Raw genomic sequence first — 24,434 nt, forward strand, 5'->3', positions numbered from 1 at the left:
AAAGCATGTTGACGGATGCGTTATTGATTGCGCTGTTGGCGGGGTTGGCGGGTGTTGACCTGTTCGACGGTCTGACCCACTTCCACCGGCCGGTAGTGATGGGGCCGCTGGTGGGGCTGATTTTGGGCGATGTCTATACCGGGTTGCTGGTGGGCGGCACGCTGGAGCTGGTGTGGATGGGGATGGTGCCGCTGGCGGGCGCCCAACCGCCGAACGTGGTGATCGGCGGGGTGATCGGCACTGCATTCGCCATTCTGACCAAAGCCGATCCTAAAGTGGCGATCGGCGTGGCGGTGCCTTTCTCGATCGCGGTGCAGGGCTGCATCACGCTGCTGTTTACACTGTTCTCGCCGATGATGCACCGCTGCGATCGCATGGTGAAAGCGCTGAACTGGCGCGGCATCGAACGGGTGAACTATCTCGGCATCGGCATTCTGTTCATCTTCTATTTCGTGGTGGCGTTCCTGCCGATTTACTTCGGCGCCGATGCGGCCAGCGCCATGGTGCAGAAAGCGCCGGGCTGGCTGCTGGACGGGCTGGCGGTGGCGGGCGGCATGATGCCGGCGATCGGTTTCTCGCTGCTGATGAAGGTGATGATGAAAAAAACCTACGTGGCCTATTTTATCCTCGGTTTCATCTCGGTCACGTTTCTCAAGCTGCCGATCCTGGCGGTGGCGCTGGGGGCTCTGGCGATCGCTCTGATCGACTTCTTCAACACGCAACGCGGCGCGGCAGAGGCGACGGCCCGGCTCGCTCCGCAGGAGGACGCCGAAGATGGCATTTAACGATTCCGACGATCTGCTGGCGCAAAAGGCCGAGCAGCGTATGGCGCAGGCGCTGGCCACCAGCCAGGTGGAGCAGGACGACTATCTGGACAGCCGGCCCGCCGAAGCGCTGACGCGCGGCGACATTAACCGCATGGCCTGGCGTTCGCTGCTGTTGCAGGCGTCGTTCAACTACGAGCGCATGCAGGCGGGCGGCTGGCTGTATCAGCTGATCCCCGCGCTGCGCAAGATCCACCGCAACCCGCAGGATCTGGCCAACTCGATGAAGATGCACATGGAATTTATCAACGTGCACCCGTTCGACGTCACCTTCCTGTCCGGTTTGGTGTTGGCGATGGAGCAGAACAAGGAGAAGATCTCCACCATTCGCGCAGTGAAAGTGGCGCTGATGGGGCCGCTCGGCGGTATCGGCGACGCGCTGTTTTGGTTGACGCTGCTGCCGATCTGCGCCGGTATAGGCGCTTCGCTGGCATTGGAGGGCAGCCTGTTCGGGCCGATCGTCTTCCTGCTGCTGTTTAACCTGTTCCACTTCGGCCTGCGCTTCGGGCTGGCGCACTACGGCTATCAGGCCGGCACCAGCGCGCTGGCGCTGTTGAAGACCCATACCCGGCGTATTTCTCACGCCGCTTCCATTGTCGGCATGACGGTGATTGGCGCGCTGGTGGCCTCGTATGTGCATCTGTCCACGCCGCTGGTGATGCATGCCGGCAAGGCCAGCGTGGCGCTGCAGACCGACGTGCTGGACAAGCTGATGCCCAACTTGTTGCCGCTGTGTTTCACGCTGCTCATTTTCTTCCTGATGAAGCGCGGATTCTCGCCGGTGAAGCTGATTGGCGTCACCGTAGTCATCGGCGTGGCGGGCAAATTTATCGGTATTCTGTGAGGAGCGGGCTATGCCAGGCATTGTGATTACCGGCCACGGCGGCTTTGCCACCGGGCTGTTGCAGGCGGTGGAACAGGTGGTGGGGCCGCAGCCGCACTGCGCGGCGGTCGATTTCCCCGAACAGATGAGTACCGCGCAGCTCAACGACGCCCTACGCTCGGCGCTGGCGGCGGTGGCGCAGCCGGACGGCGTGGTGTTCCTGACCGATATGCTCGGTGGTTCGCCGTTTCGCAGCGCCTGCGAGCTGGCGGATGCGCAGGGCGATTGTGAAGTGCTCACCGGCGTCAATATGCAGCTGGCGGCGGAAATGATGCTGGAGCGCGATGGACTGAACCTGGATGAATTTCGCGAGGTGGCGCTGGCGTGCGGTAAACGCGGCCTGACCAGCCTGTGGCATGAGCGTCGCCGGGTGAAATGCGAAGACGTGCAAACCGACGGCATCTGAACGAACGCCGTCGGTCTGCGGGTTATACCGGCAGCGGGCTCAGCGCCAGGCGCGCCGGTTGATCTTCGCTGCGGCTGAAGCGCCAACAGGTCTGGTGGTACTTCGCCACGCTGTTGCGATGCGCCACGCTGATCAGCGTCACGTCCGGCAGTTCATCCACCAGCAGGCAGTACATCAACTGTTCGGTTTCGTCGTCCAGCGCGCTGGTGGCCTCGTCGAGGAACAGGATGCTCGGGCGAATCAACAGGGCGCGGGCGAACGCCAGCCGCTGTTGCTCACCCGGCGACAGGCGATGGCTCCAGTTGGCGGCGGTATCCAGCCAGCGCTGCAGATGTTTCAGGCGGCAATTTTCCAGCACCCGCATCAGCTGCGCGTCGCTGTATTGTGTCGCCTGGCTCGGGTAGCTCAACGCTTCGCGCAGCGTGCCGATCGGAATGTAGCTGCGCTGCGGCAGGAACAGCGTGTTGGCGTTGGCCGGCAGCCCGATGACGCCCGCGCCATAAGGCCAGATACCGGCGATGGCCCGCAGCAGCGTTGACTTGCCACAGCCGGAAGGGCCGACAATCAGCAGGCGATCGCCGCGTTGCAGCGTCATCTCGGCGCCGGCCAGCAGCGGCTGGCCGTCGGGCAAGTGCAGGCTGAGGTTGCTCAGCGTCAACGGATGGGCGGCGTCTTCCCGCAGCTGAATGCCGCGCGGCTGATGATGCACCTGATCGACGGCGGCGTTGAAGCCGGCCAGACGGTTGACGCAGGCTTTCCAGGTCGCCAGATCGCTGAAGGCGTCGATAAACCACGACAGCGCACCCTGCACCTGACCGAAGGCCGAGGAGATTTGCATCAGGCCGCCCATCTGAATGGCGCCGGAGAAGTAGCGTGGCGCCGCCACCAGCAGGGGAAACACGATGGCGAACTGGCTGTAGAAGTTGGTGGCGATGTTCAGCCGCCGGGTGATGCGCATAATTGCCCACCAGTTGTTGCGAATGGTGTCGAAACGATCGCCCAGCTGCTGTGCCTCGCGAGGTTCGCCGTGGTACAGCGCGATGGCGTCGTTGTTTTCGCGGATGCGGATCAGGCCGAAACGGAAGTTCGCCTCGTACCGTTCCTGATTGAAGCCCAGCATGACCAGCGGTTTGCCGACCCACCAGATCAGCAGCGATCCCAGCACCGCATACAGCAGCGCGAACCACACCATATAACCGGGCAGCGTGATGGCGTGCTGGCCGAGCGCGAAGGTCATCGGCCCGCTGACGTGCCACAAGATGTCGATAAAGGAAAACAGCGTCACCAGGCTGGAGAGCAGCCCGAGCGACAGCGACAGGGTATATTGGGTCAATACGTTGAGATCTTCGGCGATACGCTGATCGGGGTTATCGACGATCTGCTGCTGCTCGGTGTGATAATACGCCTGGTGCGCCAGCCATTTCCCCATGAACTTTTCCGTCATCCAGCGCCGCCAGCGCATCTGCAGCCCCTGAGTCAGGTAGATCTTGTAGACCGCCAGCACGATGAAGATCAGCGCCAAATAGGTAAATCGCCACAGCTGTGCCTTGAATACCGGGTAGTTTTTGTTCTGCAGCGCATCGTAGAACACCTGGTTCCACTGGTTGATCTGCACGCTGATATAGACCAGACCGAGCGACAGGATGACGATGGCGATCAGCATCATCCAGGCGCGCCATCGCTCCTCAGACACCCAAAAGGGTTTGATCAGCTGCCACACGGCGTGTTTCTGCAAGGGGGTTGCGTTCATAACGGCTCGATAATTGCGGTATTTTGTTCAGCATGGGCTGCGGGCCGGTAACAAACAAACCGCGACTGTAAGCAGTTTTGACTCCGCTAACCGTTTGAAATAAGGCGGCTGAATCGCCAGCGGCACGCTGGCGGGCGCAATTGCGGCATACACTCCGGCGCCGGGCGGTTATACTGGCGCCGAATTTTTGCAGAAAGGATAAACGATGAAGGCTTGGTTTCCCCTGTTGCTGACCTGCGGCGTCTTCGCCAGCGCCCGGGCCTGGGCGCACATTGACGAGCCGGACATCGCCGCCGATTGCCAAAAGGTGGCGAGCTACGCCGAACTGGGAAAAAAGGCCTATCAGCGGCAAGATTACGCCAAAGCCGCCGACATCTTTCGCGATCAGGCGGCCTGGAGCGAGTTTTGCGGCCTGAGCGAGCAGGCGGTCGCCACGGCTTACAACAACGTGGCGCTGTCGCTGATGCACGCCGGCGAATTGCTCAAGGCGCAGGCCTATCTGGCGCTGGCGCCGCACGATGACAAATCGCAGCACAACCTGAGCCTGTTGCGCCAACGGCTGGCGCAGCGGCCGCAGCCGCAGGGGCCGGGCGGCGTGTACTGGCAATACGCCGGGCGAGGCGTGTGGAGCGAAGTGGCGGTGAAGCCGCAGGGCGAGCGCTGGTTGATCGATTTCTCCGGCTACGCCATGCCGCAGATGGGGCTGTATTACGGGCCGAACATGGGGGACTTCTCCGCCGAGCTGCCGATCGAACACGGCAAGGCTGTCTACCACCAGCATGAAGCGGAAAGCGCGCAGGTCTGCGACGTGACGATGGAGTTTGGCGAGCAAGCGTTGGAAATGCACACGCGGGGCGATTGCGGGTTCGGTCACAACGTGCGGGCGGAAGGGCGGTTCGTGCGGGTAGAATGACCCGCCCCGACGATCGGGGCGAGCAGGGTTATGCCAGCGCGGCGGCGCCCAGCAGGTTCTTCCAGGCTTCCACATTGCCCAGATAATTGCCGGCCGGCAGCAGATGCAGGCGGCCATCACTATCCTGCAGCGCAAAGGTCGGGAAGCCCTGGCCTTGCACTTTGGCCAGCAGCGCCCGGCTTTCCGCGATGTGTTGCGCGGTCGGCGCACCGCTGTTGAAACGCATTTCGGCGATAAACGCCGCCGAAGGCAACCCCAGCTCTTTCGCCAACGCTTCCAGCACCGGTGTATCGGCGATGCGCCGGCCTTCCTGATAGTGCGCCTGCTGAATGCGGTGCAGCATGTCCAGCCCGCGTCCCGCCAGCTTTTCCGCCGCCAGGATAGCGGTGATCGGCGGTTCGGAATCCATCACCGCCGTGGTGTCGCGCAGCAGGCCGTTGAAATAGGCTTCGCCGAACGGCTGGCCCGTCATTTCGGCGATGCGTTTGTCGTGTGGAATGACGTAGTTGCGCCATTCATCGGTGATTTGGCGGCGGTTGTTACCGGTCATCATGCCGCCAGCGTGCGGCACAACCTTCAACCCGGGGAGACTTTGAGCCGCTTTCACCAGCGGCGCGGCGCCGTAGCACCAGCCGCACAGCGGATCGAAAATGTAATGCAGAGTGGTTTCGGTCATTTTTACTCCTCGCCTGGCGCGCGGCAGTTCACCGCGGCGCCAGGGCTGGTTCAATCACGCACGGGCGCTTATTGCGGCCACTTCATCTCGCCTTTCAGCACTTTCGCGCTCAGTTCCAGGCTCGATTCGTCTTTCAGCATCGGGTAGTGCTTTTTCATCGCTTCAATCAGCGCGGCGGAATCCTTGGCTTTCGGCAGTTCGGCTTCCAGCGTGGTCAGGTATTTTTGGGTAAAGTGCACCGATGCCAGCGTCTGTGCGGCGCCCGGCAGGAAGTGGCCCGGCACGACGACCTGCGGCTTCAGCGCTTCGATGTTTTTCAGCGTCTGCTGCCAGTGCTGGCGCGATTCCACGGTCTGGTTATCGGCGATCCACGGATGGATATTGTCACCGGCGACCGCGACGCCGCCCACGACCGCTTTCAGCGCCGGGATCCAGACGAAGGTGCGATCGGGGGTCGGGCCGTTCAGGCCTTTCACTTCCACTTTCTGGCCGTCGATGGTGAAGCTGTCGCCCTGCAGCGGCTGCGGCACGATCACGGTTTTCGGCGCGTTGTCTTTCAGGATCGGGCCCCAATAGGCGACTTTGCCGTCTTTGGTGGCGTTGATGTCCTTGATGGTGCCTGGCGAAGCGATGATTTTCGCCTCCGGGAAAGCGGCCTTAATCACGTCCAGACCGAAGTAGAAATCCGGGTCTGAGTGGCTGATATAAACGGTGGTCAGCTTCTTGCCGGTCGCCTTGATCTTTTTCACCAGCTCTTCGGCATCGTTGCGCTGGAACTGTGCGTCGATCAGCGCCACTTCGTGTTGGCCGCTGATGATTTCGGAAGACACCGGGAACACGCTTTTCTCGCCCGGGTTATACACTTCCATGGTCAGGGTATCGGCAGCGGTGGCGTAGGTGCTCAGGGTGGCGACGCCGGTGAAGGCCAGAGTTAACAGTGATTTCTTAAACATGGGCAGAGGTCCTTAGGTATCGGTTAATGTTGTAATGATGTTAGGTTGCATAAAGCGATAGAAAAACCGGATAATAAGCAATTATTCGTTGCATAAATCGGACTAATCATGGATCGCATTACCGCCGCTGAGGTTTTTGTCACCATCGTCGATCGCGGCAGCATGATCGCCGCTGCGGAAACGCTGGAGATGTCGCGCGCGATGGTCACTCGCTACCTGGCGCAGATGGAGCAATGGGCCGGAGCGCGTTTACTGCACCGCACTACCCGTAAGCTTAGTCTGACCGACGCCGGTGAGCGTACTCTGGAACGTTGCCGACAAATGCTGGCGCTGGCGGGGGAGATCGACCTGGTGGAGGAAGGGCAGAGCGACGAACTGCGCGGCCTGCTGCGCATTACCTGTTCGCAGTCGCTCGGGCAAACGGCGCTGGTGGGGGCGGTCGCTCAGTATCTGAAGCGTCACCCGCAGGTGGCGGTCGATCTGCAGATGAACAACCGGGCGGTGAACCTGGTGGAAGAGCGCATCGATCTGGCGCTGCGCATCACCAACGAGCTGGATCCCAACCTGATCGCCCGTCCGCTGTCCACCTGCGCATCGGTGGTGTGCGCCGCGCCGGTGTATCTGGCGGCACACGGCACCCCGCGCCAACCGCAGGATCTGGCGTTGCACAACTGCCTGACCTACTCCTATTTCGGCAAAAGCCTGTGGCACTTCGATGCTCAGGGGGTGAAATCGGCGGTGGCGGTCAGCGGCAACCTGAGCGCCAACGAGTCGGTGGTGTTGATGGCCGGCACGGTGCAGGGCGCGGGCATTTCCATGCAGCCCTATTATTCGGCGGCCCCGCTGCTGGCCAGCGGCGAACTGGTCGAATTGTTGCCGGATTACCGGCCGCAGTCGATGGGCATCTACGGCATCTACACCTCGCGTCGCCAGATGCCCGCCACCTTACGCACCATGCTGGACTTTCTGGTGGAGTGGTTCGCCACCGATCCGCAGTGGCAGGCGACGCTGCGCTAAGGTCTCGGCAATATTCCCTGGCCGCTTTCAGCGCCTGACAGCGGCGGCCAGCCGGGCGGAGAAGCGTGCCGCCTGCTGATGCAGATGGTCGACAAAGGCCGTGACCAGCGCCGATGAAGGGCGGTGCAGCGGCCGGATCAGGCTGACGGTGAACGGCACGTCGATGCTGAACGGCCGCACGTGCACGCCGCTGCCGGCATAGTCGAGCGCCGTCAGCGGGTTAACGATCGACACCCCCACGCCGGCTCTCACCATGGCGCACACCGACGCCGCACTGTGCGTTTCCATCACCATGCGGCGCTCGACGCCCTGTTCGCCGAACAGCGCATCCAGCAAGTGACGATAGCTGTCGGTGCTCGACAGGCTGATAAAGTTCTGCCCGGCGAAGTCCTGCGGCGTCAGCTGGTCTTTTACCAGCAGCGGGTGGCCCGTCGGCAGCACGCACACTTCGTTCAACGTCATCAGCGTCACCCGTTCGGTGCCCGCCGGCGTGAGGGTGGTTTCCGTCAGCCCGAGATCGTGGCGCTGGGCAGACAGCCACTCTTCCAACAGCGGCGACTCTTGCGGGATCACGCTGAAGCTGACTTCCGGATAACGTTCGATAAAGGGCTGGCACACCGCCGGCAGCAGCGATTGGGAGAATACCGGCAGGCACACGATCGACAGCTGCGCCTGCTGAAACTGGCGGATGCCGGCGGCGGCGTTGACGATGCGATCGAGGCCGTAATAGGAGCGCTGTACCTCTTCGAACAGCCGTAACCCTTGCACGGTGGGGGACAAACGCCCGCGCACCCGGTCGAACAGCTGCAGCCGAATCAGCTTTTCAAAGCGCGCCAGCTCGCGGCTGGCGGTCGGTTGCGAGGTTTGCAGCAGGGCTGCCGCCTCGGTCAGGTTGCCGGTGGTCATCACCGCCCGAAAGATTTCGATCTGCCGCAAAGAGATACTGTGCATGGCGAGGCCGCTCGACTGTAGAGAAAGCCATATCATAAATGAATAGACTACGGCTAAATAGATATTTTCCACTCGATTCAGCGTGCGGCACTATGGCGTTATCTGCCGTCATTTTCGAATTGGGAATATCGCCATGCCACGCCCGTTGCACGACACCTCCACCGCGTTGAACGCCGCTAACCTGCTGGCCTTGCCGCAGCGTTTCGGTTGCCCGGTCTGGGCCTATGATGCCGACATCATCAGCCAGCGCATCGCTCAGCTGCGCCACTTCGACACCATTCGTTTCGCGCAGAAGGCCTGTTCGAACATTCATATTTTGCGCTTGATGCGCGAGCAGGGCGTGAAGGTGGATTCGGTGTCGCTGGGCGAGATCGAACGGGCGCTGCAGGCCGGTTTTCAACCGGGCGGCGAACCGAGCGAGATCGTGTTTACCGCGGACGTGTTGGATCATGCCACGCTGGCGCGCGTCAGCGAATTGAAGATCCCGGTTAACGCCGGTTCCATCGACATGCTGGATCAGCTCGGCCAGGTTTCTGCAGGGCACCCGGTGTGGCTGCGCGTTAACCCGGGATTTGGCCACGGCCACAGCCAGAAAACCAACACCGGCGGCGAGAACAGCAAGCACGGCATCTGGTATGCCGACCTGCCGCAGGCGGTGGAGAAAATTCGCCGCTACGGCCTGAAGCTGATCGGCGTGCATATGCATATCGGCTCCGGCGTCGATTACCAGCATCTGGAGCGCGTCTGCGATGCGATGGTGCAGCAGGTGATCGATCTCGGTCATGACATCAGCGCCATTTCCGCTGGCGGCGGCCTGTCTATCCCGTATCAGTACGGCGAAGAGGCGATCGATACCGAACATTATTTCGGTTTGTGGAACCGGGCGCGTGAACGCATCGCCGCGCATCTGGGGCATCCGGTGCAGTTGGAGATTGAACCGGGGCGTTTCCTGATGGCGGAAGCGGGCGTCTTGGTGGCCGAAGTGCGGGCGGTAAAAGACATGGGCAGCCGCCACTTCGTGCTGGTGGACGCCGGTTTTAACGATCTGATGCGCCCGGCGATGTACGGCAGTTACCACCATATTTCGCTGTTGCCGGCCGATGGGCGCGATACCTCGGGGCAAGCGCTGCGCGACACGGTGATCGCCGGGCCGCTGTGCGAATCCGGCGACGTGTTTACCCAGCAGGCGGGCGGCGGCGTGGAAACCCGTGAGCTGCCGCCGGTGCAGATCGGCGATTATCTGGTGTTCCACGATACCGGCGCCTACGGCGCGTCGATGTCCTCCAACTACAACAGCCGTCCGCTGTTGCCCGAAGTGCTGTTCGAAAACGGCGAGCCGCGTTTGATCCGCCGCCGCCAAACCATCGAAGAGCTGATCGCGCTGGAGCTTATCTGATCAGCGGGCGGGCGCCCGGCGCCCGCTTCACAGCGTCATGCGGCGGTGCTGGCCATTGGGCAATTGCACATCCAGCGACAGCGTGCCGCCCATCGCCTCGATATAGCGTTTGAGCGACGACAGTTTGATTTCGCTGCCGCGCTTTTCCAAATTGGCGACGGAGGGTTGGCTGATGCCGAGCCGCTTCGCCAATTCAACCTGAGAAACCGCCAACTCTTCCCTCAGCATCGCCAGCCGCAGCTCGAAAATCTCCTGGTCCGCTTTTTGCCTGGCGGCGGCAACGACGGCGGGATCGAGTTTATCGATCAGTTGGGATAAAGGTTTGGCCATCTGCACTACCTCCGGGTTGCCAGATAATGTGAAAACTCCATGGCGGCGATGGGCAACATGCGCTGGTAAAAGCGTTTGTCGCCGGTTTTATCGCCGCCGCACAGCAATACCGCTTGCCGCTGTGGATCAAAGGCGAAAAACACCCTGAAAGGGCGCCCGCGATGTTGAATGCGCAGCTCCTTCAACTGCCGGACTGCGTCGGAAAAATGCAGCGTATCGGCATGCGGCCGCGCCAATTGCGGGCCGAACGTCTGCAATTTGTAGATCGCCGCCAGGATGCTTGTTTGCTGGGCGTTGTTCAGCGCTAAAAACCAGTCGTCAAACCGTTCGACGGTCACCACTTGCCACATGACGCGCTCCGAATATAGCGTTTATGCTATATAGTGTAAAGGTTATTGTGCCAACAATATGCACGAACGCTGGGAGCGGAAAAAATCCAAAAGCGGGAAATGCGGCGGGTTGCGCAATCTGAGCGCATGGGTGATGGCTCACCCATGCGGCGGTGCGAATTACGGTTGTTCGTGCGCGTTGTTGAGGGTGGCGACAGAGTGGCGGCGCACCAGCGTCGGGCTGAACATGTTGGTGATTTCCGGCAGCGGTTGGCGATTGGCCAAGGCTAGGGCCAGCTCCGCCGCCTGGGTCGCCATCGCCACGATCGGGTAGCGAATGGTGGTCAGGCGCGGCCGAAGATAGCGCGAAATCAGCACGTCGTCGAAACCGATCAGCGAAATTTCCCCCGGTACGTCGACGCTGTTATCGCTCAGCACCGAAAGCGCGCCGGCGGCCATCGGATCGTTGTAGCAGGTAATGGCGGAGAACGAACGGCCGCGGCCGAGCAATTCGGTCATCGCCTGTTCGCCGCCGATCTCGTCCGGTTCGCCATAGGCGATCAGCTTTTCATCCACCGCAATGCCGTGTTCCCGCAGCGCGTCGAGATAGCCCTGCAGCCGGTCGGTGGCGTCGGAAATCTGGTGGGTGGAGCAGATGATGGCGATGCGCTGATGCCCTTGCTGGATCAGATGACGGGTTGCCAGCCAGGCGCCGTAGCGATCGTCGAGCGCCACGCAGCGCGTTTCGAAGCCCGGCAGCGTGCGGTTGATCAGCACCATGCCCGGGATCTGTTGCATCCAGCCGCAAAGTTCCTGATCGCTCAGCCTTTTGGCGTGCACCACCAGCGCTTCGCAGCGGTGCCGCACCAGCTGTTCAATCGCCTGACGCTCTTTTTCGGCGTCGTGGTAACCGTTGCCAATCAGCAGAAAATTGTGGGTGGCGTAGGCCACCTGCTCGACCGCTTTGACCATCGCGCCGAAGAAGGGATCGGAAACGTCGGAGACGATCAGCCCCAGCGTCTCGGTGGATTGCTGCGCCAGCGCCCGAGCGTTGGCGTTAGGGTGATACTGCAGCTGTTCCATCGCGGCCTGCACCGCGGTGCGCGACCCTTCGCTGGCCTTGGGGGAATTGTTTATCACGCGGGATACCGTGGCCACGGAAACCCCCGCCAGCCTGGCAACATCCTTTATCGTAGCCATATCAGTCAACACATCCTGGGTAATCGCTTACATCCCCCAGTTTTGCGGAAAAAAACCGGGGCTGCAAGCGGTCTCGTGCGCAACTTGTGGCGGCGGTTGCAGAATCTCTTCGAGTCTGTACGCATAACCAACTGCTACCGAACGATAGCGCAATTTGTACGTTGGCACCGGCGGTGGGCTTGAGGTAACGTCTGTGCATTCCGATTTGCGCCGAGAACGCCATGTCCATTAAACGCTATCCGCAGCTCGCCCATTGGGGCGCTTATACCGCCGTGGTTGAAGACGGCCGGCTTATCCGTTGTGAACCCTTCGTCGACGATCCCGACCCTTCGCCGCTGCTCGATTCCATCGCGCCGATGGTTTACTCCGACAAACGCATTCGCAAGCCGGCGGTGCGCCGCTCGTGGCTGCAAAAGCGCGAGGGCAGCGACCGTACGCTGCGCGGCAGGGAAGATTTCGTCGAGGTGGACTGGGAATTGGCGCTCGATTTGGTGGCGCAGGAGAATCGCCGGGTGCGCGAGCGCTACGGCGCCTCCGGGTTGTTTACCGGCTCTTATGGCTGGTCGTCGGCCGGGCGGCTGCACCATGCCCGCTCGCTGGTGCGGCGATTCTATTTCAGCGGCGGCGGCGGGGTCGATCAGCAGGGCAACTACAGCTGGGGCGCAGCGCAGTTCTTTCTGCCGTATGTGATCGGCACTTTCTCGCCGTTGACCGGGCGCGTCACCAGTTGGCCGAGCGTGGTGGAGCATTGCGAGCTGTTTGTGGCGTTTGGTGGGTTGGCGCTGAAAAACGCTCAGGTCTCTTCCGGCGGCGCGGCGGAACATGCGCTCAAGCCCTGGCTGCAAAAGCTGGCGCGCAAGGGCACGCCGGTGGTCAACATCAGCCCGATGCGCGATGATTGCCCCGAGTTCGTCAATGCGGAATGGATCCCGATCCGGCCGAATACCGACGTGGCGCTGATGCTGGCGCTGGCTTACGAAATCCAGCGGCTGGGCGCGCAGGATGAAGCCTTCCTGCACAGCCACTGCGTGGGTTATCAACAGTTGGCGGATTACCTGAACGGCGTGAGCGACGGCGTGGCGAAAACGCCGGCTTGGGCCAGCGCCATCACCGGCATTCCGACGGCGCGCATAGCGTTGCTGGCGCGGCAGCTGATCGGCGTGCGCAGTTTTATCACCTGTTCCTACTCCGTGCAGCGCGCGCATCGTGGCGAGCAACCGTACTGGATGATGATCGCGCTGTCGTCGATGCTGGGTCAGGTGGGGCTGCCGGGCGGCGGTTTTTCGTTCGGCCACGGCTCAATGAACGGCGTCGGCAACCCGCGCGTGGATACCCCCGCGCCGACCATGCCGGTAGGGGATAACCCGGCCGGGCTGGCGATCCCGGTGGCGCGCATCTGCGACATGCTGCTGCACCCCGGCGAAGCCTATCAATTTTGCGGCGAGACGCGGCATTATCCGGATATCCATCTGGTGCACTGGGCCGGCGGCAACCCGTTCCATCACCATCAGCAGTTGAACCGACTGGTGGAAGGTTGGCAGAAGCCGGATACGGTGATCGTCCAAGATATCTGGTGGACGGCGGCGGCCAAAATGGCGGATATCGTGCTGCCGGTCACCAGTTCGCTGGAGCGCAACGACATCGGCGGCTCGTCGCGCGATCGCTACGTGCTGGCGATGCACCAGGCCATTGCGCCGCAGCATCAGGCGCGCAACGATTTCGATATCTTCGCCGATCTGGCGGAGCGTCTCGGTTATCGCGAGCGCTTTACCGAAAACCGCGATGAGCGGGCCTGGATCGAAGCTATCTACCGGCAATGCGGCGCGGCGCAGCAGCGCGCCGGCGTCGCCTGGCCCGAGTTTGAGGCGTTCTGGCAACGGGGCTATGTCGAGCTGCCCGCGCCGGCCAAAGAGTTTGTATTTTTTGACGCATTCCGCGCCGATCCCCAGGTTAACCCGCTGCAAACGCCCAGCGGCAAGATCGAATTGTTCAGCGAGCGGATCGCCGGCTATCGCTACGAAGATTTCGCTCCGCATCCGCAGTGGCGGCCGCCGGTGGAGTGGCTGGGTGCGCCGCAGGCCAAAAACTGGCCGCTGCACCTGATCTCCATTCAGCCGAGCGATCGCCTGCATAGCCAGATGGATCCGGCGCCGCTGGCGCAGGGCAACAAGACCGCCGGGCGCGAAACCCTGTATATGCATCCGGACGATGCGGCGCCGCGCGGCGTGGCGGACGGCGCCGAAGTGCTGGTCAGCAATGCGCGCGGCAGCTGTCTGGCGGGGGTATTGCTCACCGATGGTGTGACGCGCGGCGTGGTGTTGATGGCGACCGGTGCCTGGTTCGAGCCGGGTTTCGACGCGCAGCGCCGGCCGGTCGAGCAGGCGGGCAACCCGAACGTGCTGACGCTGGATATCGGCACCTCGCCGCTGACGCAGGGGCCGAACGCCATGAGCTGCCTGGTCGAGGTCAGCGCGCGATGAGTGAAGATTTCACGTCTGGGTCACTGGCTCGTCGTTGTTATATTTATTTTCGTCGCTGTGGGAAGGTTTAAGTTTCATTGAGTTATTACAGCAGATCGCGGGAAATTTACAGCTGGTTGCATTTGGAGCAGAACTCTTGCGATTCGGCGGTAGTTTCCTGCACGCCATCTCTCTAGAGTAGGTGATCCCAGAGGTATTGATTGGTGAGAAATCAGCATACTCTGTATGTTGAAGCCATTTTCAATTGCACCAACCTACGCGGATGCGTAGGTTTTTTTTTGCCTGCCATATAGTATTCTTTTCCCTACAACGATTTACGCCTCCATGGCCAAGGGAGAAGGGCATGATCTTTTCACTGCTGCGCGCGCTGTTTCGCCTGTTGTTTCGGGTACGGGTCGAAGGGGACGTCCAGCACTTCGAACGGCAAAAACTGCTGATTACGCCGAACCACGTCTCTTTCCTCGACGGCGTACTGCTGGCGCTGTTCCTGCCGATAAAACCGGTGTTTGCGGTCTATGCCAGCATCGGCGAGAGCTGGTTTATGCGCTGGCTGCGGCCTTACATCGATTTCGTCTCGCTCGATCCCACCAAGCCGATGGCCATCAAGCAGCTGGTGCGCATGGTCGAACAGGGGCGGCCGATCGTGGTGTTCCCTGAAGGGCGCATCACCGTAACCGGCGCGCTGATGAAAATCTACGACGGCGCGGCGTTTATCGCCGCCAAATCGGGCGCCACCGTGGTGCCGGTGCGGATCGACGGCCCCGAATTCAGCCCGTTCGGCCGCATGGCCGGGGTGTTCAAGATCCGCTGGTTTCCGCAAATCAGCATCCGCATCTTGCCGCCGACCACGCTGCCGATGCCGGAGGCTCCGCGTGCGCGCGAGCGGCGGGCGCTGGCGGGCGATCGGCTGATGCAGATCATGATGCGGGCGCGCATGGAGACGCGCGAACCGCAGACGCTGTTCCATGCCTTGCTGGCGGCGCAGCAGCGCTATGGGCGGCGCAAGCCCTGCATCGAAGACATCGCTTTCAAAGAGGACAGCTACCAAACGCTGATCAAGAAATCGCTGGGCGTCAGCCGCATTCTGCAGCGCTTTACCGCCGAAGGGGAGCACGTCGGGCTGCTGTTGCCCAACGCCACCATCACCGCGGCGGCGATCTTCGGCGCTTCGCTGCGCAACCGCATTCCGGCGATGCTCAACTACACCGCCGGCGCCAACGGCCTGAACAGCGCGATGACCGCCGCCGGCATCAAGACCATCGTCACCTCGCGCCAGTTCCTGGAGAAGGGCAAGCTGACCCATCTGCCGGAGCAGGTGACGCAGGCCAACTGGGTGTATCTGGAGGATCTGAAAGACACCGTCACGCTGGCGGACAAGCTGTGGATCCTGCGGCACTTGCTGCAACCGCAGCGCGCGGCGTTGCCGCAACGCCCGGAGGATGCGGCGCTGATCTTGTTCACGTCCGGCTCCGAAGGCCACCCCAAGGGCGTGGTGCACTCGCATGCCAGCCTGCTGGCCAACGTAGAACAAATTCGCACCATCGCCGATTTCACGCCGCGCGACCGTTTCATGTCATCGCTGCCATTATTCCACTCGTTCGGCCTGACGGTGGGGCTGCTGACGCCGCTTCTCACCGGCAGCCGCATTTTCCTCTACCCCAGCCCGCTGCACTATCGCGTGGTGCCGGAGTTGGTGTATGACCGTAACTGCACGGTGCTGTTCGGCACGGCGACCTTCCTCAACAACTATGCGCGCTTCGCGCATCCGTATGATTTTGCCCGCCTGCGCTATGTCGTGGCCGGCGCGGAGAAACTGGCGGACAGCACCAAACAGATCTATCAGGATAAATACGGCATCCGCATTCTGGAAGGCTATGGCGTGACCGAGTGCGCGCCGGTGGTGTCGATCAACGTGCCGCTGGCGACCAAGGTGGGCACCGTTGGCCGCATCATGCCGCAGATGGAGGCGCGCTTGATCGCGGTGCCGGGCATCGATAACGGCGGCCGCCTGCAGCTGAAGGGGCCGAATATCATGAAAGGCTATCTGCGGGTTGAACGTCCCGGTGAGCTGGAACCGCCGGCGGCGGAAGATGCGAACGGTGTGCTGCAGCCGGGTTGGTATGATACCGGCGATATCGTCAGCCTGGATGAGCAGGGTTACTGCACCATTCGCGGGCGCGTGAAGCGCTTCGCCAAGCTGGCGGGCGAGATGGTGTCGCTGGAGAGCGTCGAACTGCTGGCGCAACGGCTGTCGCCGGAAAAACTGCATGCCGCCACGGTCAAAAGCGACAGCAGCAAAGGCGAGGCGCTGGTGCTGTTCACCACCGATCCCGCCATTACCCGCGAGGCATTGCTGCGGGTGGCGCGCGAGCTGGGCAGCCCGGAGCTGGCGGTGCCGCGCGATATTCGCCTGTTGAAAACGCTGCCGGTGCTCGGCAGCGGCAAACCTGATTTCGTCACCCTGCGTCATATGGCCGAACAGCCGGAGAGTGCCTGATGAATCCTTCGACCGAATCCCCTTTGTTGTCACGCGGCATGATCGCGGTGATCAGCGCGCAGTTCCTCTCGGCGTTCGGCGACAATGCGTTGCTGTTCGCCACGCTGGCGCTGATCAAGCAGCAGCTGTATCCGGACTGGAGCCAGCCGATCCTGCAGATGGCCTTCGTCGCCACCTACATCATCCTGGCGCCGTTTGTCGGCCAGGTGGCCGACAGCTTCGCCAAAGGGCGGGTGATGATGTTCGCCAACGCGCTGAAGCTGGCGGGGGCGTTGGTGATCTGTTTTGGGGGGAACCCGTTTCTGGGTTACAGCCTGGTCGGCGTGGGAGCCGCCGCGTATTCTCCGGCCAAATACGGCATTCTGGGCGAGATCACCAGCGGCGAGAAGCTGGTCAAGGCTAACGGCCTGATGGAGGCCTCGACCATCGCCGCCATTCTGACCGGTTCGGTGGCCGGCGGTATTCTGGCGGACTGGCACGTGGTCGCGGCGCTGGCGGCCTGCGCGTTGGTTTACGCGGGGGCGGTGGTCGCCAACCTGTATATTCCACGTCTGGCGGCGGCGCGCCCAGGGGCTTCATGGCGGCCGCGGGCCATGACGCACAGTTTCTTTACCGCCTGCGTCACATTATGGCGCGATGGGCAGACGCGTTTCTCATTGATTGGCACCAGCCTGTTTTGGGGGGCCGGCGTGACGCTGCGTTTTCTGTTGGTGCTGTGGGTGCCGGTGGCGCTTGGCATCGCCGATAACGCCACGCCGACGCTGCTGAACGCCATGGTGGCCGTCGGCATCGTGGTGGGCGCCGGCGCCGCCGCGCGCTTCGTCACGCTGAAGACGGTGAAGCGCTGCATGCCGGCCGGGATCCTTATCGGCGTCGCGGTCGCGGTGTTTGCGTTGCAAACGACCATGCTCAATGCCTACGTCTTGCTGGCGATCATCGGCATGCTGGGGGGCTTCTTCGTGGTGCCGCTCAATGCGTTGCTGCAGGAGCGGGGCAAACATTCGGTCGGCGCCGGCAATGCGATCGCGGTGCAAAACCTGGGTGAAAACGCCGCCATGTTGCTGATGCTGGGCCTGTATTCTTTGGTCGTGAAGCTGGGCGTGCCGGTGGTGGGCGTCGGCGTAGGGTTTGGCGTGGTGTTTGCGCTGGCGATTAGCGCGTTGTGGTGGTCGCAGCGGCGGTGAAACGGGGCGCAGCCTGGCTGCGCCCTCAGGGGGATTAAGGCGCCGGAATGGTAAACCGGGTGTGGATTTCTTCGAGCGCCTGCAGCACGTCCTCATCCAGAATCACGTCGAGGCTGTCGAGGTTGATTTTCAACTGCTCCACCGAGGTGGCGCCCAGCAGAGTGCTGGCGACGAACGGCTGCTGACGCACGAAGGCCAAGGCCATCTGCGAAGGATCCAGCCCGTGTTTTTTGGCCAGCGTCACGTATTCGGCGATCGCCAACTGGGTTTGCTGCCCTGAATAACGGTTGAAACGTGTGAACAGCGTATTGCGCGCGCCGGCCGGTTTTGCGCCGTTGAGGTATTTACCGCTCAGGGTGCCGAACGCCAGGCTGGAATAGGCCAGCAGTTCCACCCCTTCGTGCTGGCTGATCTCGGCCAGGCCAATCTCAAAGCTGCGGTTCAGCAGGCTGTACGGGTTTTGAATCGACACGATGCGCGGCAGCTCATGTTTCTCCGCCAGCTGCAGGTAGCGCATCACGCCCCAAGGCGTTTCATTGGAAACCCCGATATAGCGGATCTTGCCGGCGCGCACCTGCTCGGTCAGCGCTTCCAGCGTTTCCAACAGCGTGACCGTAGCTTTGTCCTCGGTGTATTGATAGTTGAGTTTGCCAAAGCAGTTGGTAGCGCGCTGCGGCCAGTGCAATTGATAAAGATCGAGATAATCGGTGTTCAGCCGCTTGAGGCTGGCGTCGAGCGCAGCGCGGATGTTTTTGCGATCCAGCGCCTGCTGCGGACGGATGCTGCTGTCGGTGCCGCGCACCGGGCCCGAAACTTTGCTGGCCAGGACGATTTTTTCGCGATTGCCGCGCGCCTTGATCCAACTGCCGATATAGCTCTCGGTCAGGCCCTGGGTTTCCGGACGAGGCGGCACCGGGTATAGTTCGGCGGTATCTATCAGGTTCACGCCTGCGGCCAATGCATAGTCCAGTTGCGCATGGGCGTCGGCTTCGCTGTTCTGTTCGCCAAAGGTCATGGTGCCCAGTCCCAGCACGCTCACTTCTAAAGAACTGTGGGGAATACGGTGGTATTGCATTAACGGCCTTCCTTTCTTGTTAGCGCTGACGGGCCGCGCGGCCCGGTGAAACAGGAGCCCAATTCAGAAGACGGCGCAAAGTCCGTCGGGCGGCGATGTCGCCTTTCCTGACTATAACCAAGCGGTGAAGATGGGGGAAGCGGATTCAGTGCGGAGACGAATGAGGGCTATCGCGCTTGAACGGGCGATAGCCGGCGAGCGGTGATTAGCGTTCGATAACCTGGGAAACCTGATCGCCGTTGATCTGGCGGTGGTTGCCTTTCTCGTCTTTATAACTGATGAGTCCGGTGTCTTCGTCGATCTCTGGCTTGCCTTGCGTCAGGATCATGTTGCCGTCTTTGGTCGCCATGACGTAGTCGCTGGAACATCCCGCCAAACCGGCCGCCATCACCAGCGCAGACACTGCCATTACCCACTTTTTCATCCTGCGGATCCTCGATTATGCAAAAACAATGTTCTTTCAAGATTAGCAAACTCTTGGCCGGGGGCGTCTCAGATAAGTCTTTATCTGATAAGAAGAAGTGAAATGAGAGGTCAACGAAGCGATGGAAGCCGCCGATGGCGGCTTCCGTATCGCGTTATTCCGGCGCGTGATTTTTTTTGCTGCGCATCAGATTGAGCGCTTCTACCGACATGGAGAAGAACATGGCGAAGTAGATGTAGCCTTTCGGCACGTGCACCTGGAAACTTTCCAGCATCAGCGTGAAGCCCACCAGGATCAGGAACGCCAGCGCCAGCATTTTCACCGACGGATGGCGGTTGACGAATTCGCCGATCGGCCGTGCGGCGAACATCATCACACCGACGGCGATCACCACCGCCGCCATCATGATGAACAGGTGATCGGAAAGGCCCACGGCGGTAATCACCGAATCCAGACTGAAGATGATATCCAACAGCATGATCTGTACGATCGCGCCGAAGAAGCTGTGCACCTTGGTGTGGTGCTCTTCTTCCGACCCTTCGATGGTTTCGTGGATCTCTTTGCTGGCTTTCCAGATCAGGAACAGTCCCCCCAGCAGCAGGATCAGATCGCGGGCGGAAATGGCGTGATCCAGCACGGTGAACAGCGGGTGCGTCAAGCGGATCACCCAGGCGATGGAGGCCAGCAGCGCCAGGCGCATCAGCATGGCGGCGGCCAAGCCCATTCGGCGAGCTTTGTTCTGTTGCGCTTTGGGCAGCTTCGCCACCACCAGCGACAGAAAAATGATGTTATCAATACCCAGTACGATCTCAAGAATGGTTAGCGTACCTAACGCTAACCAGGCATTGGGATCCATAATCCATTCGAACATTGCCCGACACACCTTAATACTTAATAAATGCAAAGCGTGAATTATACGCGTTTATCGTGGCGCTGACAGGTTTAGCTAAACCAGAGTTAAACGAAATCGCTTAGATTGAGAAATGTCTTGCCAGCAGCGCGCCGGTAAAACCCTTTTTCAGATAGAAACCGCGCGGCAGCGTCATGATAGGTTGCCCCTGTTCGCCGATGGCTTCGGTGAGCGCCTTGTTGTTGGCCGCTTTGGGGCGCAGTTGCAGCACTTCGCCGTGGCGTGCGGTGATGCGTTCTACGTGACCGAGCACAATCAGATCCATCAGCTCTTCCCAATCGCGGCGCAGCATCTCTTCTTCAGCAAGGCTTGGGCTCCATAGCAGCGGCGAACCGACGCGGCGCTGCGCCAGCGGGATTTGCCGTTCGCCTTCTACCGGTATCCACAACACGCGCGCCAGCTTGTGGCGAACGTGGCTGCTGGCCCAGGTGACGCCGCTGTTGCCGGTGAGCGGGGCGACGCAGACGAAAGTGGTCTCCAGCGGTTTGCCGGCGGCGTCGACAGGAATGGTTTTCAGCTCAATGCCCAGCTCAGGAAAATCCTGTTCCGGTTTGCTGCCGGCCATGGCGCCGAGATACAGCTCCAGCAGCATGCCCACCCAGCCTTTATCGCGTTTCAGATCCTTGGGGATCGGCAATTGCGCACGGGCGGCCAGTTCGCCAAAGCTGAAGCCGGCCAGCGCCTGAGCGCGCTCGAACAGCTGCCGTTCATTTTCCGGCGGGGGCGGCAAAGGGGATAAAAATGCCATAAATCAAGCCTGTCGAATTTGGTTGAAAAACGTACTGCAATTATACACGGCGAGCGATAACCGCTATCGCCTGGGGAAAAGAATAATAGTAGCATGATTTTACATGACTTTTTTTCTTTCCTTACGCGGGCGACAATGCACTTGCGGGGCTTGTTCACCTGAAGCCACCGACAATAAACAGGATCTTACACCTATTTATCCACAGATTTATGGGATAACCCAAATTTTTACCGATCACTGGTTCAATTTACAGCCTTGACTCAGGCGGATTTTTACGAATTTGTCCGTTTTGTGCGTAACTTGCCCGGATAATCTGTGGATAAAAACGGCGTTGGTGGATCTTTCGCCAGGGTAAGATCCTTACCGTGCATAGATCACATTTTTGCCCTATGCGTCACTGTGAGATATTGGTTAACTATATGTTTTTAAGTTTAATATTTGTTTTTAGGTATGAGGGGGGATTTTAGGGGGCTAGAGTTTTACCGGCTTATCCCTCGAGTTCTGCACACACCTATCCACAGAAAAAGTGAATAAAACTGGTCTGAAAGGCTGGGGTATGTTTATAACTTTGCCTATATCTGTGAGTTATCCCAATGTTATCCGGCCCGCAGCGCCGTAAAGCAGTGGTTTACCGCCTGTAGCTTGTGTGAAACAATCAGGACATCTATGCGAATTTAAGCTTATCGAGGTAGTCCGGTGATCGATGATGATGGCTACCGCCCGAATGTTGGTATCGTAATCTGTAATCGTCAGGGGCAGGTCTTATGGGCCCGCCGTTACGGTCAGCACTCCTGGCAGTTTCCCCAAGGTGGGATTAACCCTGGCGAAACTGCGGAGCAGGCGATGTACCGTGAGCTGTTCGAAGAAGTGGGGCTGAGTAAAAAGGATGTGCGCATCCTGGCTTCGACCCGCAACTGGTTGCGCTATAAATTGCCGAAACGTTTGGTGCGTTGGGACACAAAGCCGGTTTGTATCGGCCAAAAGCAAAAATGGTTTTTGTTGCAGCTACTGTGCAATGACGCTGATATCAATATGCAGCGCAGCAGCACGCCGGAGTTCGACGGTTGGCGCTGGGTGAGCTTCTGGTATCCGGTGCGCCAGGTGGTGTCGTTCAAACGCGACGTCTACCGCCGGGTGATGAAAGAATTCGCCGTGACCGTGATGCCGATGCAAGAGCAGGCGGCGCCGCGGCAGGCCCCCGCTTATCGCCGAAAGAGAGGTTAAGTTAAGCCGACTATGCTCACGCGCTTGCGAGAAATTGTAGAGAAGGTGGCCGCGGCGGCCAGTCTGACGGATGCGCTGGATCTGCTGGTCAATGAAACCTGTCTGGCGATGGACACCGAAGTGTGTTCCATCTACCTGGCGGACAACGATCGCCGCTGTTACTACCTGATGGCCACGCGCGGGCTGAAAAAGCCGCGTGGGCGCACTATCGCATTGGCGTTTGACGAGGGCGTCGTCGGGTTGGTCGGCCGCCGAGCCGAGCCTATCAACCTGGCCGATGCCCAAAGCCACCCCAGTTTTAAATACGTTCCGCAGGTGAAAGAGGATCGTTTCCGATCCTTCCTCGGGGTGCCGATCATTCATCGGCGCCAGCTGCTGGGGGTGCTGGTGGTGCAGCAGCGCGAGCTGCGCCAGTTCGATGAAAGCGAAGAGTCTTTCATGGTCACCCTGGCCACGCAGATGGCCGGGATCCTGTCACAGTCGCAGCTCAACGCCATTTTCGGCCAGTATCGCCAAACGCGCGTGCGCGCGCTGGCGGCCTCGCCCGGCGTGGCGGTGGCGGAAGGGTGGCTGGACAGTAGCCAACCTTCGCTCGATCAGGTTTACCGCGCGTCGACGCTGGACACCGCCAGCGAGCGCGAGCGCCTGACGCTGGCGCTGGAAGAGGCCGGCGCGGAGTTTCGCCGCTTCAGCAAGCGTTTTGCCGCCAGCTCGCAAAAAGAGAGCGCGGCGATCTTCGATCTTTATTCTCACCTGTTAAACGACGCCCGCCTCAAGCGCGAACTGTTCGCCGAAATCGACAACGGCTCGGTGGCGGAGTGGGCGGTGAAACAGGTGATAGAAGCCTTTGCCGAACAGTTCGCCAAACTGCAGGACACCTATATGCGCGAGCGCGGCAGCGACCTGCGCGCGCTGGGCCAACGCCTGCTGTTCCACCTCGACGACACCACCCAGGGCGCCACCCAGTGGCCGGCGCGTTTTGTGCTGGTGGCGGATGAGCTGACCGCGACATTGCTGGCTGAAGTGCCGCAGGATCGCCTGGTCGGCGTGGTGGTGCGCGACGGCGCCGCCAACTCGCATGCGGCGATTTTGGTGCGTGCGATGGGCGTGCCGACGGTGATGGGCGCCGACATCCAACCTTCTCTGCTCAGCCAGCGGTTGCTGATCGTCGACGGTTATCGCGGTGAACTGTTGGTCGATCCTGAGCCGGTGTTGGTGCAGGAATATCAACGGCTGATCAGCGAAGAGCTGGAGCTGAGCAAGCTGGCGGAAGACGACGTCGAGCAGCCGGCGCAGTTGAAAAGCGGCGAGCGTATCCAGGTGATGCTGAACGCCGGCCTCAGCCCGGAACATGAACAGCTGTTGGGCGGCCGAGTGGATGGCGTGGGGTTGTACCGCACCGAAATCCCGTTCATGTTGCAAAGCGGTTTCCCGTCCGAAGAAGAACAGGTCGCGCAGTATCAAGGCATGCTGCAGCTTTATCCGAGCAAGCCGGTGACGCTGCGCACCCTGGATATCGGCGCCGACAAGCAACTGCCCTATATGCCGATCAGCGAAGAGAACCCTTGCCTGGGGTGGCGCGGCATCCGCATCACTCTGGATCAGCCGGAGATCTTTTTGATTCAGGTGCGCGCCATGCTGCGCGCCAATGCCGGCACCGGCAACCTGGGTATTTTGCTGCCGATGATCACCAGCCTTGAAGAGGTCGACGAAGCTAAACGCCTGATTGACCGAGCCGGGCGCGAGGTGGAAGAGGTGCTCGGCTACGCGATCCCGAAACCTAAAATCGGCGTGATGCTGGAAGTGCCATCGATGATTTTCCTGATCCCGCATTTGGCAGGGCGCGTTGATTTCATCTCGGTCGGCACCAACGACTTGACCCAGTACCTGCTGGCGGTGGATCGCAACAACACTCGGGTTGCCGCGCTGTATGACAGTTTGCATCCCGCGATGTTGCAGGTGCTGCACTTGATCGCCGAGCAGGGGAACGCGGCCGGGCTGCAGCTTAGCCTCTGCGGTGAGTTGGCCGGCGATCCCATGGGCGCGCTGTTGTTGGTAGGAATGGGCTATCGCAATCTGAGCATGAATGGCCGCAGCGTGGCGCGCATCAAATACCTGCTGCGACATATCGACCTGGCCGACGCCGAAATGCTGGCTCACCGGGTGTTGAACACCCAGATGACCACCGAAGTGCGCCATTTGGTGGCGGCGTTTATGGAGCGGCGCGGCATGGGGGGGCTGATCCGCGGGGGCCGCTAACCGCC

The 24,434-nt window shown here is 60.8% G+C and carries 22 protein-coding genes; 11 read left to right on the plus strand and 11 right to left on the minus strand.

Annotated features, from left to right (window positions below; genetic code table 11):
- Positions 1–5 precede the first annotated feature (5 nt).
- The 3 genes from agaW to agaF are packed head-to-tail and all read left to right on the plus strand — an operon-like array spanning position 6 to position 2,113.
- Complete coding sequence (gene agaW / locus ACOWVD_RS20820; RefSeq protein WP_421105764.1) at positions 6–785, plus strand: PTS N-acetylgalactosamine transporter subunit IIC; 780 nt, start codon at positions 6–8, stop codon at positions 783–785.
- Positions 775–1,668 carry a PTS system mannose/fructose/sorbose family transporter subunit IID gene (locus ACOWVD_RS20825; RefSeq protein ID WP_049240064.1) on the plus strand — a complete coding sequence of 298 codons (894 nt, stop codon included), beginning with the start codon at positions 775–777 and terminating at the stop codon, positions 1,666–1,668. Before agaW ends, ACOWVD_RS20825 begins: the two co-directional genes overlap by 11 nt.
- A 10-nt stretch (positions 1,669–1,678) precedes the next feature.
- On the plus strand, positions 1,679–2,113 hold the full coding sequence (gene agaF / locus ACOWVD_RS20830; protein ID WP_049240063.1) for a PTS galactosamine/N-acetylgalactosamine transporter subunit IIA: 435 nt from the start codon (positions 1,679–1,681) through the stop codon (positions 2,111–2,113).
- A 22-nt stretch (positions 2,114–2,135) separates the two neighbouring features.
- Here agaF and ACOWVD_RS20835 read toward each other — a convergent pair whose 3' ends face one another.
- Positions 2,136–3,863 (minus strand): ABC transporter ATP-binding protein/permease, encoded by a 1,728-nt coding sequence (locus ACOWVD_RS20835; RefSeq protein ID WP_049240062.1) that lies wholly within the window; start codon positions 3,861–3,863, stop codon positions 2,136–2,138.
- Between the two features lie 205 nt (positions 3,864–4,068).
- Here ACOWVD_RS20835 and ACOWVD_RS20840 point away from each other — a divergent pair, with 205 nt between their 5' ends.
- Positions 4,069–4,776, plus strand: coding sequence for a hypothetical protein (locus ACOWVD_RS20840; RefSeq protein ID WP_021505679.1), 708 nt, complete (start codon positions 4,069–4,071; stop codon positions 4,774–4,776).
- A 28-nt stretch (positions 4,777–4,804) separates the two neighbouring features.
- On the opposite strand, the gene ACOWVD_RS20845 is transcribed toward ACOWVD_RS20840, so the two are convergent.
- Together ACOWVD_RS20845 and ACOWVD_RS20850 are read right to left on the minus strand one after the other, a co-directional pair.
- A complete protein-coding gene (locus tag ACOWVD_RS20845) occupies positions 4,805–5,452 on the minus strand; it encodes a DsbA family protein (RefSeq protein ID WP_015378930.1) in 648 nt (215 codons plus the stop codon).
- 68 nt (positions 5,453–5,520) lie between these two features.
- Positions 5,521–6,405 carry an MBL fold metallo-hydrolase gene (locus ACOWVD_RS20850; protein ID WP_015378929.1) on the minus strand — a complete coding sequence of 295 codons (885 nt, stop codon included), beginning with the start codon at positions 6,403–6,405 and terminating at the stop codon, positions 5,521–5,523.
- Positions 6,406–6,513: 108 nt separating this feature from the next.
- On the opposite strand from ACOWVD_RS20850, the gene ACOWVD_RS20855 reads away from it, so the two are divergent.
- On the plus strand, positions 6,514–7,422 hold the full coding sequence (locus ACOWVD_RS20855; RefSeq protein WP_049240061.1) for a LysR family transcriptional regulator: 909 nt from the start codon (positions 6,514–6,516) through the stop codon (positions 7,420–7,422).
- Between the two features lie 27 nt (positions 7,423–7,449).
- On the opposite strand, the gene ACOWVD_RS20860 is transcribed toward ACOWVD_RS20855, so the two are convergent.
- Positions 7,450–8,373 (minus strand): LysR family transcriptional regulator, encoded by a 924-nt coding sequence (locus ACOWVD_RS20860; protein ID WP_049240060.1) that lies wholly within the window; start codon positions 8,371–8,373, stop codon positions 7,450–7,452.
- Between the two features lie 133 nt (positions 8,374–8,506).
- Between ACOWVD_RS20860 and lysA the strand changes: the two genes are divergently transcribed.
- Positions 8,507–9,769 (plus strand): diaminopimelate decarboxylase, encoded by a 1,263-nt coding sequence (gene lysA / locus ACOWVD_RS20865; RefSeq protein ID WP_004931826.1) that lies wholly within the window; start codon positions 8,507–8,509, stop codon positions 9,767–9,769.
- Positions 9,770–9,796: 27 nt separating this feature from the next.
- On the opposite strand, the gene ACOWVD_RS20870 is transcribed toward lysA, so the two are convergent.
- The 3 genes from ACOWVD_RS20870 to galR form a co-directional block, all read right to left on the minus strand.
- Positions 9,797–10,099 (minus strand): helix-turn-helix domain-containing protein, encoded by a 303-nt coding sequence (locus ACOWVD_RS20870; protein ID WP_004931828.1) that lies wholly within the window; start codon positions 10,097–10,099, stop codon positions 9,797–9,799.
- A gap of 5 nt (positions 10,100–10,104) precedes the next feature.
- Positions 10,105–10,449: a type II toxin-antitoxin system RelE/ParE family toxin gene (locus tag ACOWVD_RS20875; protein ID WP_004931830.1), complete on the minus strand. Its 345-nt coding sequence runs from the start codon at positions 10,447–10,449 to the stop codon at positions 10,105–10,107.
- 159 nt (positions 10,450–10,608) lie between these two features.
- Complete coding sequence (galR, locus tag ACOWVD_RS20880) at positions 10,609–11,628, minus strand: HTH-type transcriptional regulator GalR (RefSeq protein WP_004931832.1); 1,020 nt, start codon at positions 11,626–11,628, stop codon at positions 10,609–10,611.
- A gap of 221 nt (positions 11,629–11,849) precedes the next feature.
- Here galR and ACOWVD_RS20885 point away from each other — a divergent pair, with 221 nt between their 5' ends.
- From ACOWVD_RS20885 to lplT, 3 genes are all read left to right on the plus strand, one after another.
- On the plus strand, positions 11,850–14,108 hold the full coding sequence (locus ACOWVD_RS20885) for a molybdopterin guanine dinucleotide-containing S/N-oxide reductase (protein ID WP_049240059.1): 2,259 nt from the start codon (positions 11,850–11,852) through the stop codon (positions 14,106–14,108).
- A gap of 343 nt (positions 14,109–14,451) precedes the next feature.
- Entirely contained in the window at positions 14,452–16,605 is a 2,154-nt protein-coding gene (aas, locus tag ACOWVD_RS20890; RefSeq protein WP_197753860.1) for a bifunctional acyl-ACP--phospholipid O-acyltransferase/long-chain-fatty-acid--ACP ligase, read from the plus strand.
- Complete coding sequence (lplT, locus tag ACOWVD_RS20895) at positions 16,605–17,789, plus strand: lysophospholipid transporter LplT (protein WP_033632223.1); 1,185 nt, start codon at positions 16,605–16,607, stop codon at positions 17,787–17,789. The genes aas and lplT overlap by 1 nt, the downstream gene beginning before the upstream one ends.
- A gap of 34 nt (positions 17,790–17,823) precedes the next feature.
- Here the strand turns inward: lplT and ACOWVD_RS20900 are convergent, their stop codons facing one another.
- From ACOWVD_RS20900 to mutH, 4 genes are all read right to left on the minus strand, one after another.
- Positions 17,824–18,864 (minus strand): NADP(H)-dependent aldo-keto reductase, encoded by a 1,041-nt coding sequence (locus ACOWVD_RS20900; RefSeq protein WP_421105765.1) that lies wholly within the window; start codon positions 18,862–18,864, stop codon positions 17,824–17,826.
- Positions 18,865–19,069: 205 nt separating this feature from the next.
- The gene (locus tag ACOWVD_RS20905; RefSeq protein WP_004931843.1) at positions 19,070–19,288 is read right to left on the minus strand and encodes a YgdI/YgdR family lipoprotein; all 219 of its coding nucleotides are present in this window, start codon (positions 19,286–19,288) and stop codon (positions 19,070–19,072) included.
- A 154-nt stretch (positions 19,289–19,442) separates the two neighbouring features.
- The gene (locus ACOWVD_RS20910) at positions 19,443–20,159 is read right to left on the minus strand and encodes a TerC family protein (RefSeq protein WP_049240056.1); all 717 of its coding nucleotides are present in this window, start codon (positions 20,157–20,159) and stop codon (positions 19,443–19,445) included.
- Between the two features lie 100 nt (positions 20,160–20,259).
- On the minus strand, positions 20,260–20,946 hold the full coding sequence (mutH, locus tag ACOWVD_RS20915) for a DNA mismatch repair endonuclease MutH (RefSeq protein ID WP_004931848.1): 687 nt from the start codon (positions 20,944–20,946) through the stop codon (positions 20,260–20,262).
- Positions 20,947–21,642: 696 nt separating this feature from the next.
- Here mutH and rppH point away from each other — a divergent pair.
- Both rppH and ptsP read left to right on the plus strand, forming a co-directional pair.
- On the plus strand, positions 21,643–22,170 hold the full coding sequence (gene rppH, locus ACOWVD_RS20920) for an RNA pyrophosphohydrolase (RefSeq protein ID WP_004931849.1): 528 nt from the start codon (positions 21,643–21,645) through the stop codon (positions 22,168–22,170).
- A gap of 12 nt (positions 22,171–22,182) precedes the next feature.
- Positions 22,183–24,429, plus strand: coding sequence for a phosphoenolpyruvate--protein phosphotransferase (gene ptsP, locus ACOWVD_RS20925; RefSeq protein ID WP_421105766.1), 2,247 nt, complete (start codon positions 22,183–22,185; stop codon positions 24,427–24,429).
- The last annotated feature ends 5 nt before the right edge of the window (positions 24,430–24,434 follow it).

Origin of the sequence: Serratia sp. SA088 (assembly GCF_049065515.1) — a bacterium.
Classification (GTDB): domain Bacteria; phylum Pseudomonadota; class Gammaproteobacteria; order Enterobacterales; family Enterobacteriaceae; genus Serratia; species Serratia nematodiphila.

Coding starts and splice junctions, on each gene's coding strand:
- agaW (WP_421105764.1), top strand. CDS start 6: ATGTTGACGGATGCGTTATTGATTGCGCTGTTGGCGGGGTTGGCGGGT.
- ACOWVD_RS20825 (WP_049240064.1), top strand. CDS start 775: ATGGCATTTAACGATTCCGACGATCTGCTGGCGCAAAAGGCCGAGCAG.
- agaF (WP_049240063.1), top strand. CDS start 1,679: ATGCCAGGCATTGTGATTACCGGCCACGGCGGCTTTGCCACCGGGCTG.
- ACOWVD_RS20835 (WP_049240062.1), bottom strand. CDS start 3,863: ATGAACGCAACCCCCTTGCAGAAACACGCCGTGTGGCAGCTGATCAAA.
- ACOWVD_RS20840 (WP_021505679.1), top strand. CDS start 4,069: ATGAAGGCTTGGTTTCCCCTGTTGCTGACCTGCGGCGTCTTCGCCAGC.
- ACOWVD_RS20845 (WP_015378930.1), bottom strand. CDS start 5,452: ATGACCGAAACCACTCTGCATTACATTTTCGATCCGCTGTGCGGCTGG.
- ACOWVD_RS20850 (WP_015378929.1), bottom strand. CDS start 6,405: ATGTTTAAGAAATCACTGTTAACTCTGGCCTTCACCGGCGTCGCCACC.
- ACOWVD_RS20855 (WP_049240061.1), top strand. CDS start 6,514: ATGGATCGCATTACCGCCGCTGAGGTTTTTGTCACCATCGTCGATCGC.
- ACOWVD_RS20860 (WP_049240060.1), bottom strand. CDS start 8,373: ATGCACAGTATCTCTTTGCGGCAGATCGAAATCTTTCGGGCGGTGATG.
- lysA (WP_004931826.1), top strand. CDS start 8,507: ATGCCACGCCCGTTGCACGACACCTCCACCGCGTTGAACGCCGCTAAC.
- ACOWVD_RS20870 (WP_004931828.1), bottom strand. CDS start 10,099: ATGGCCAAACCTTTATCCCAACTGATCGATAAACTCGATCCCGCCGTC.
- ACOWVD_RS20875 (WP_004931830.1), bottom strand. CDS start 10,449: ATGTGGCAAGTGGTGACCGTCGAACGGTTTGACGACTGGTTTTTAGCG.
- galR (WP_004931832.1), bottom strand. CDS start 11,628: ATGGCTACGATAAAGGATGTTGCCAGGCTGGCGGGGGTTTCCGTGGCC.
- ACOWVD_RS20885 (WP_049240059.1), top strand. CDS start 11,850: ATGTCCATTAAACGCTATCCGCAGCTCGCCCATTGGGGCGCTTATACC.
- aas (WP_197753860.1), top strand. CDS start 14,452: ATGATCTTTTCACTGCTGCGCGCGCTGTTTCGCCTGTTGTTTCGGGTA.
- lplT (WP_033632223.1), top strand. CDS start 16,605: ATGAATCCTTCGACCGAATCCCCTTTGTTGTCACGCGGCATGATCGCG.
- ACOWVD_RS20900 (WP_421105765.1), bottom strand. CDS start 18,864: ATGCAATACCACCGTATTCCCCACAGTTCTTTAGAAGTGAGCGTGCTG.
- ACOWVD_RS20905 (WP_004931843.1), bottom strand. CDS start 19,288: ATGAAAAAGTGGGTAATGGCAGTGTCTGCGCTGGTGATGGCGGCCGGT.
- ACOWVD_RS20910 (WP_049240056.1), bottom strand. CDS start 20,159: ATGTTCGAATGGATTATGGATCCCAATGCCTGGTTAGCGTTAGGTACG.
- mutH (WP_004931848.1), bottom strand. CDS start 20,946: ATGGCATTTTTATCCCCTTTGCCGCCCCCGCCGGAAAATGAACGGCAG.
- ptsP (WP_421105766.1), top strand. CDS start 22,183: ATGCTCACGCGCTTGCGAGAAATTGTAGAGAAGGTGGCCGCGGCGGCC.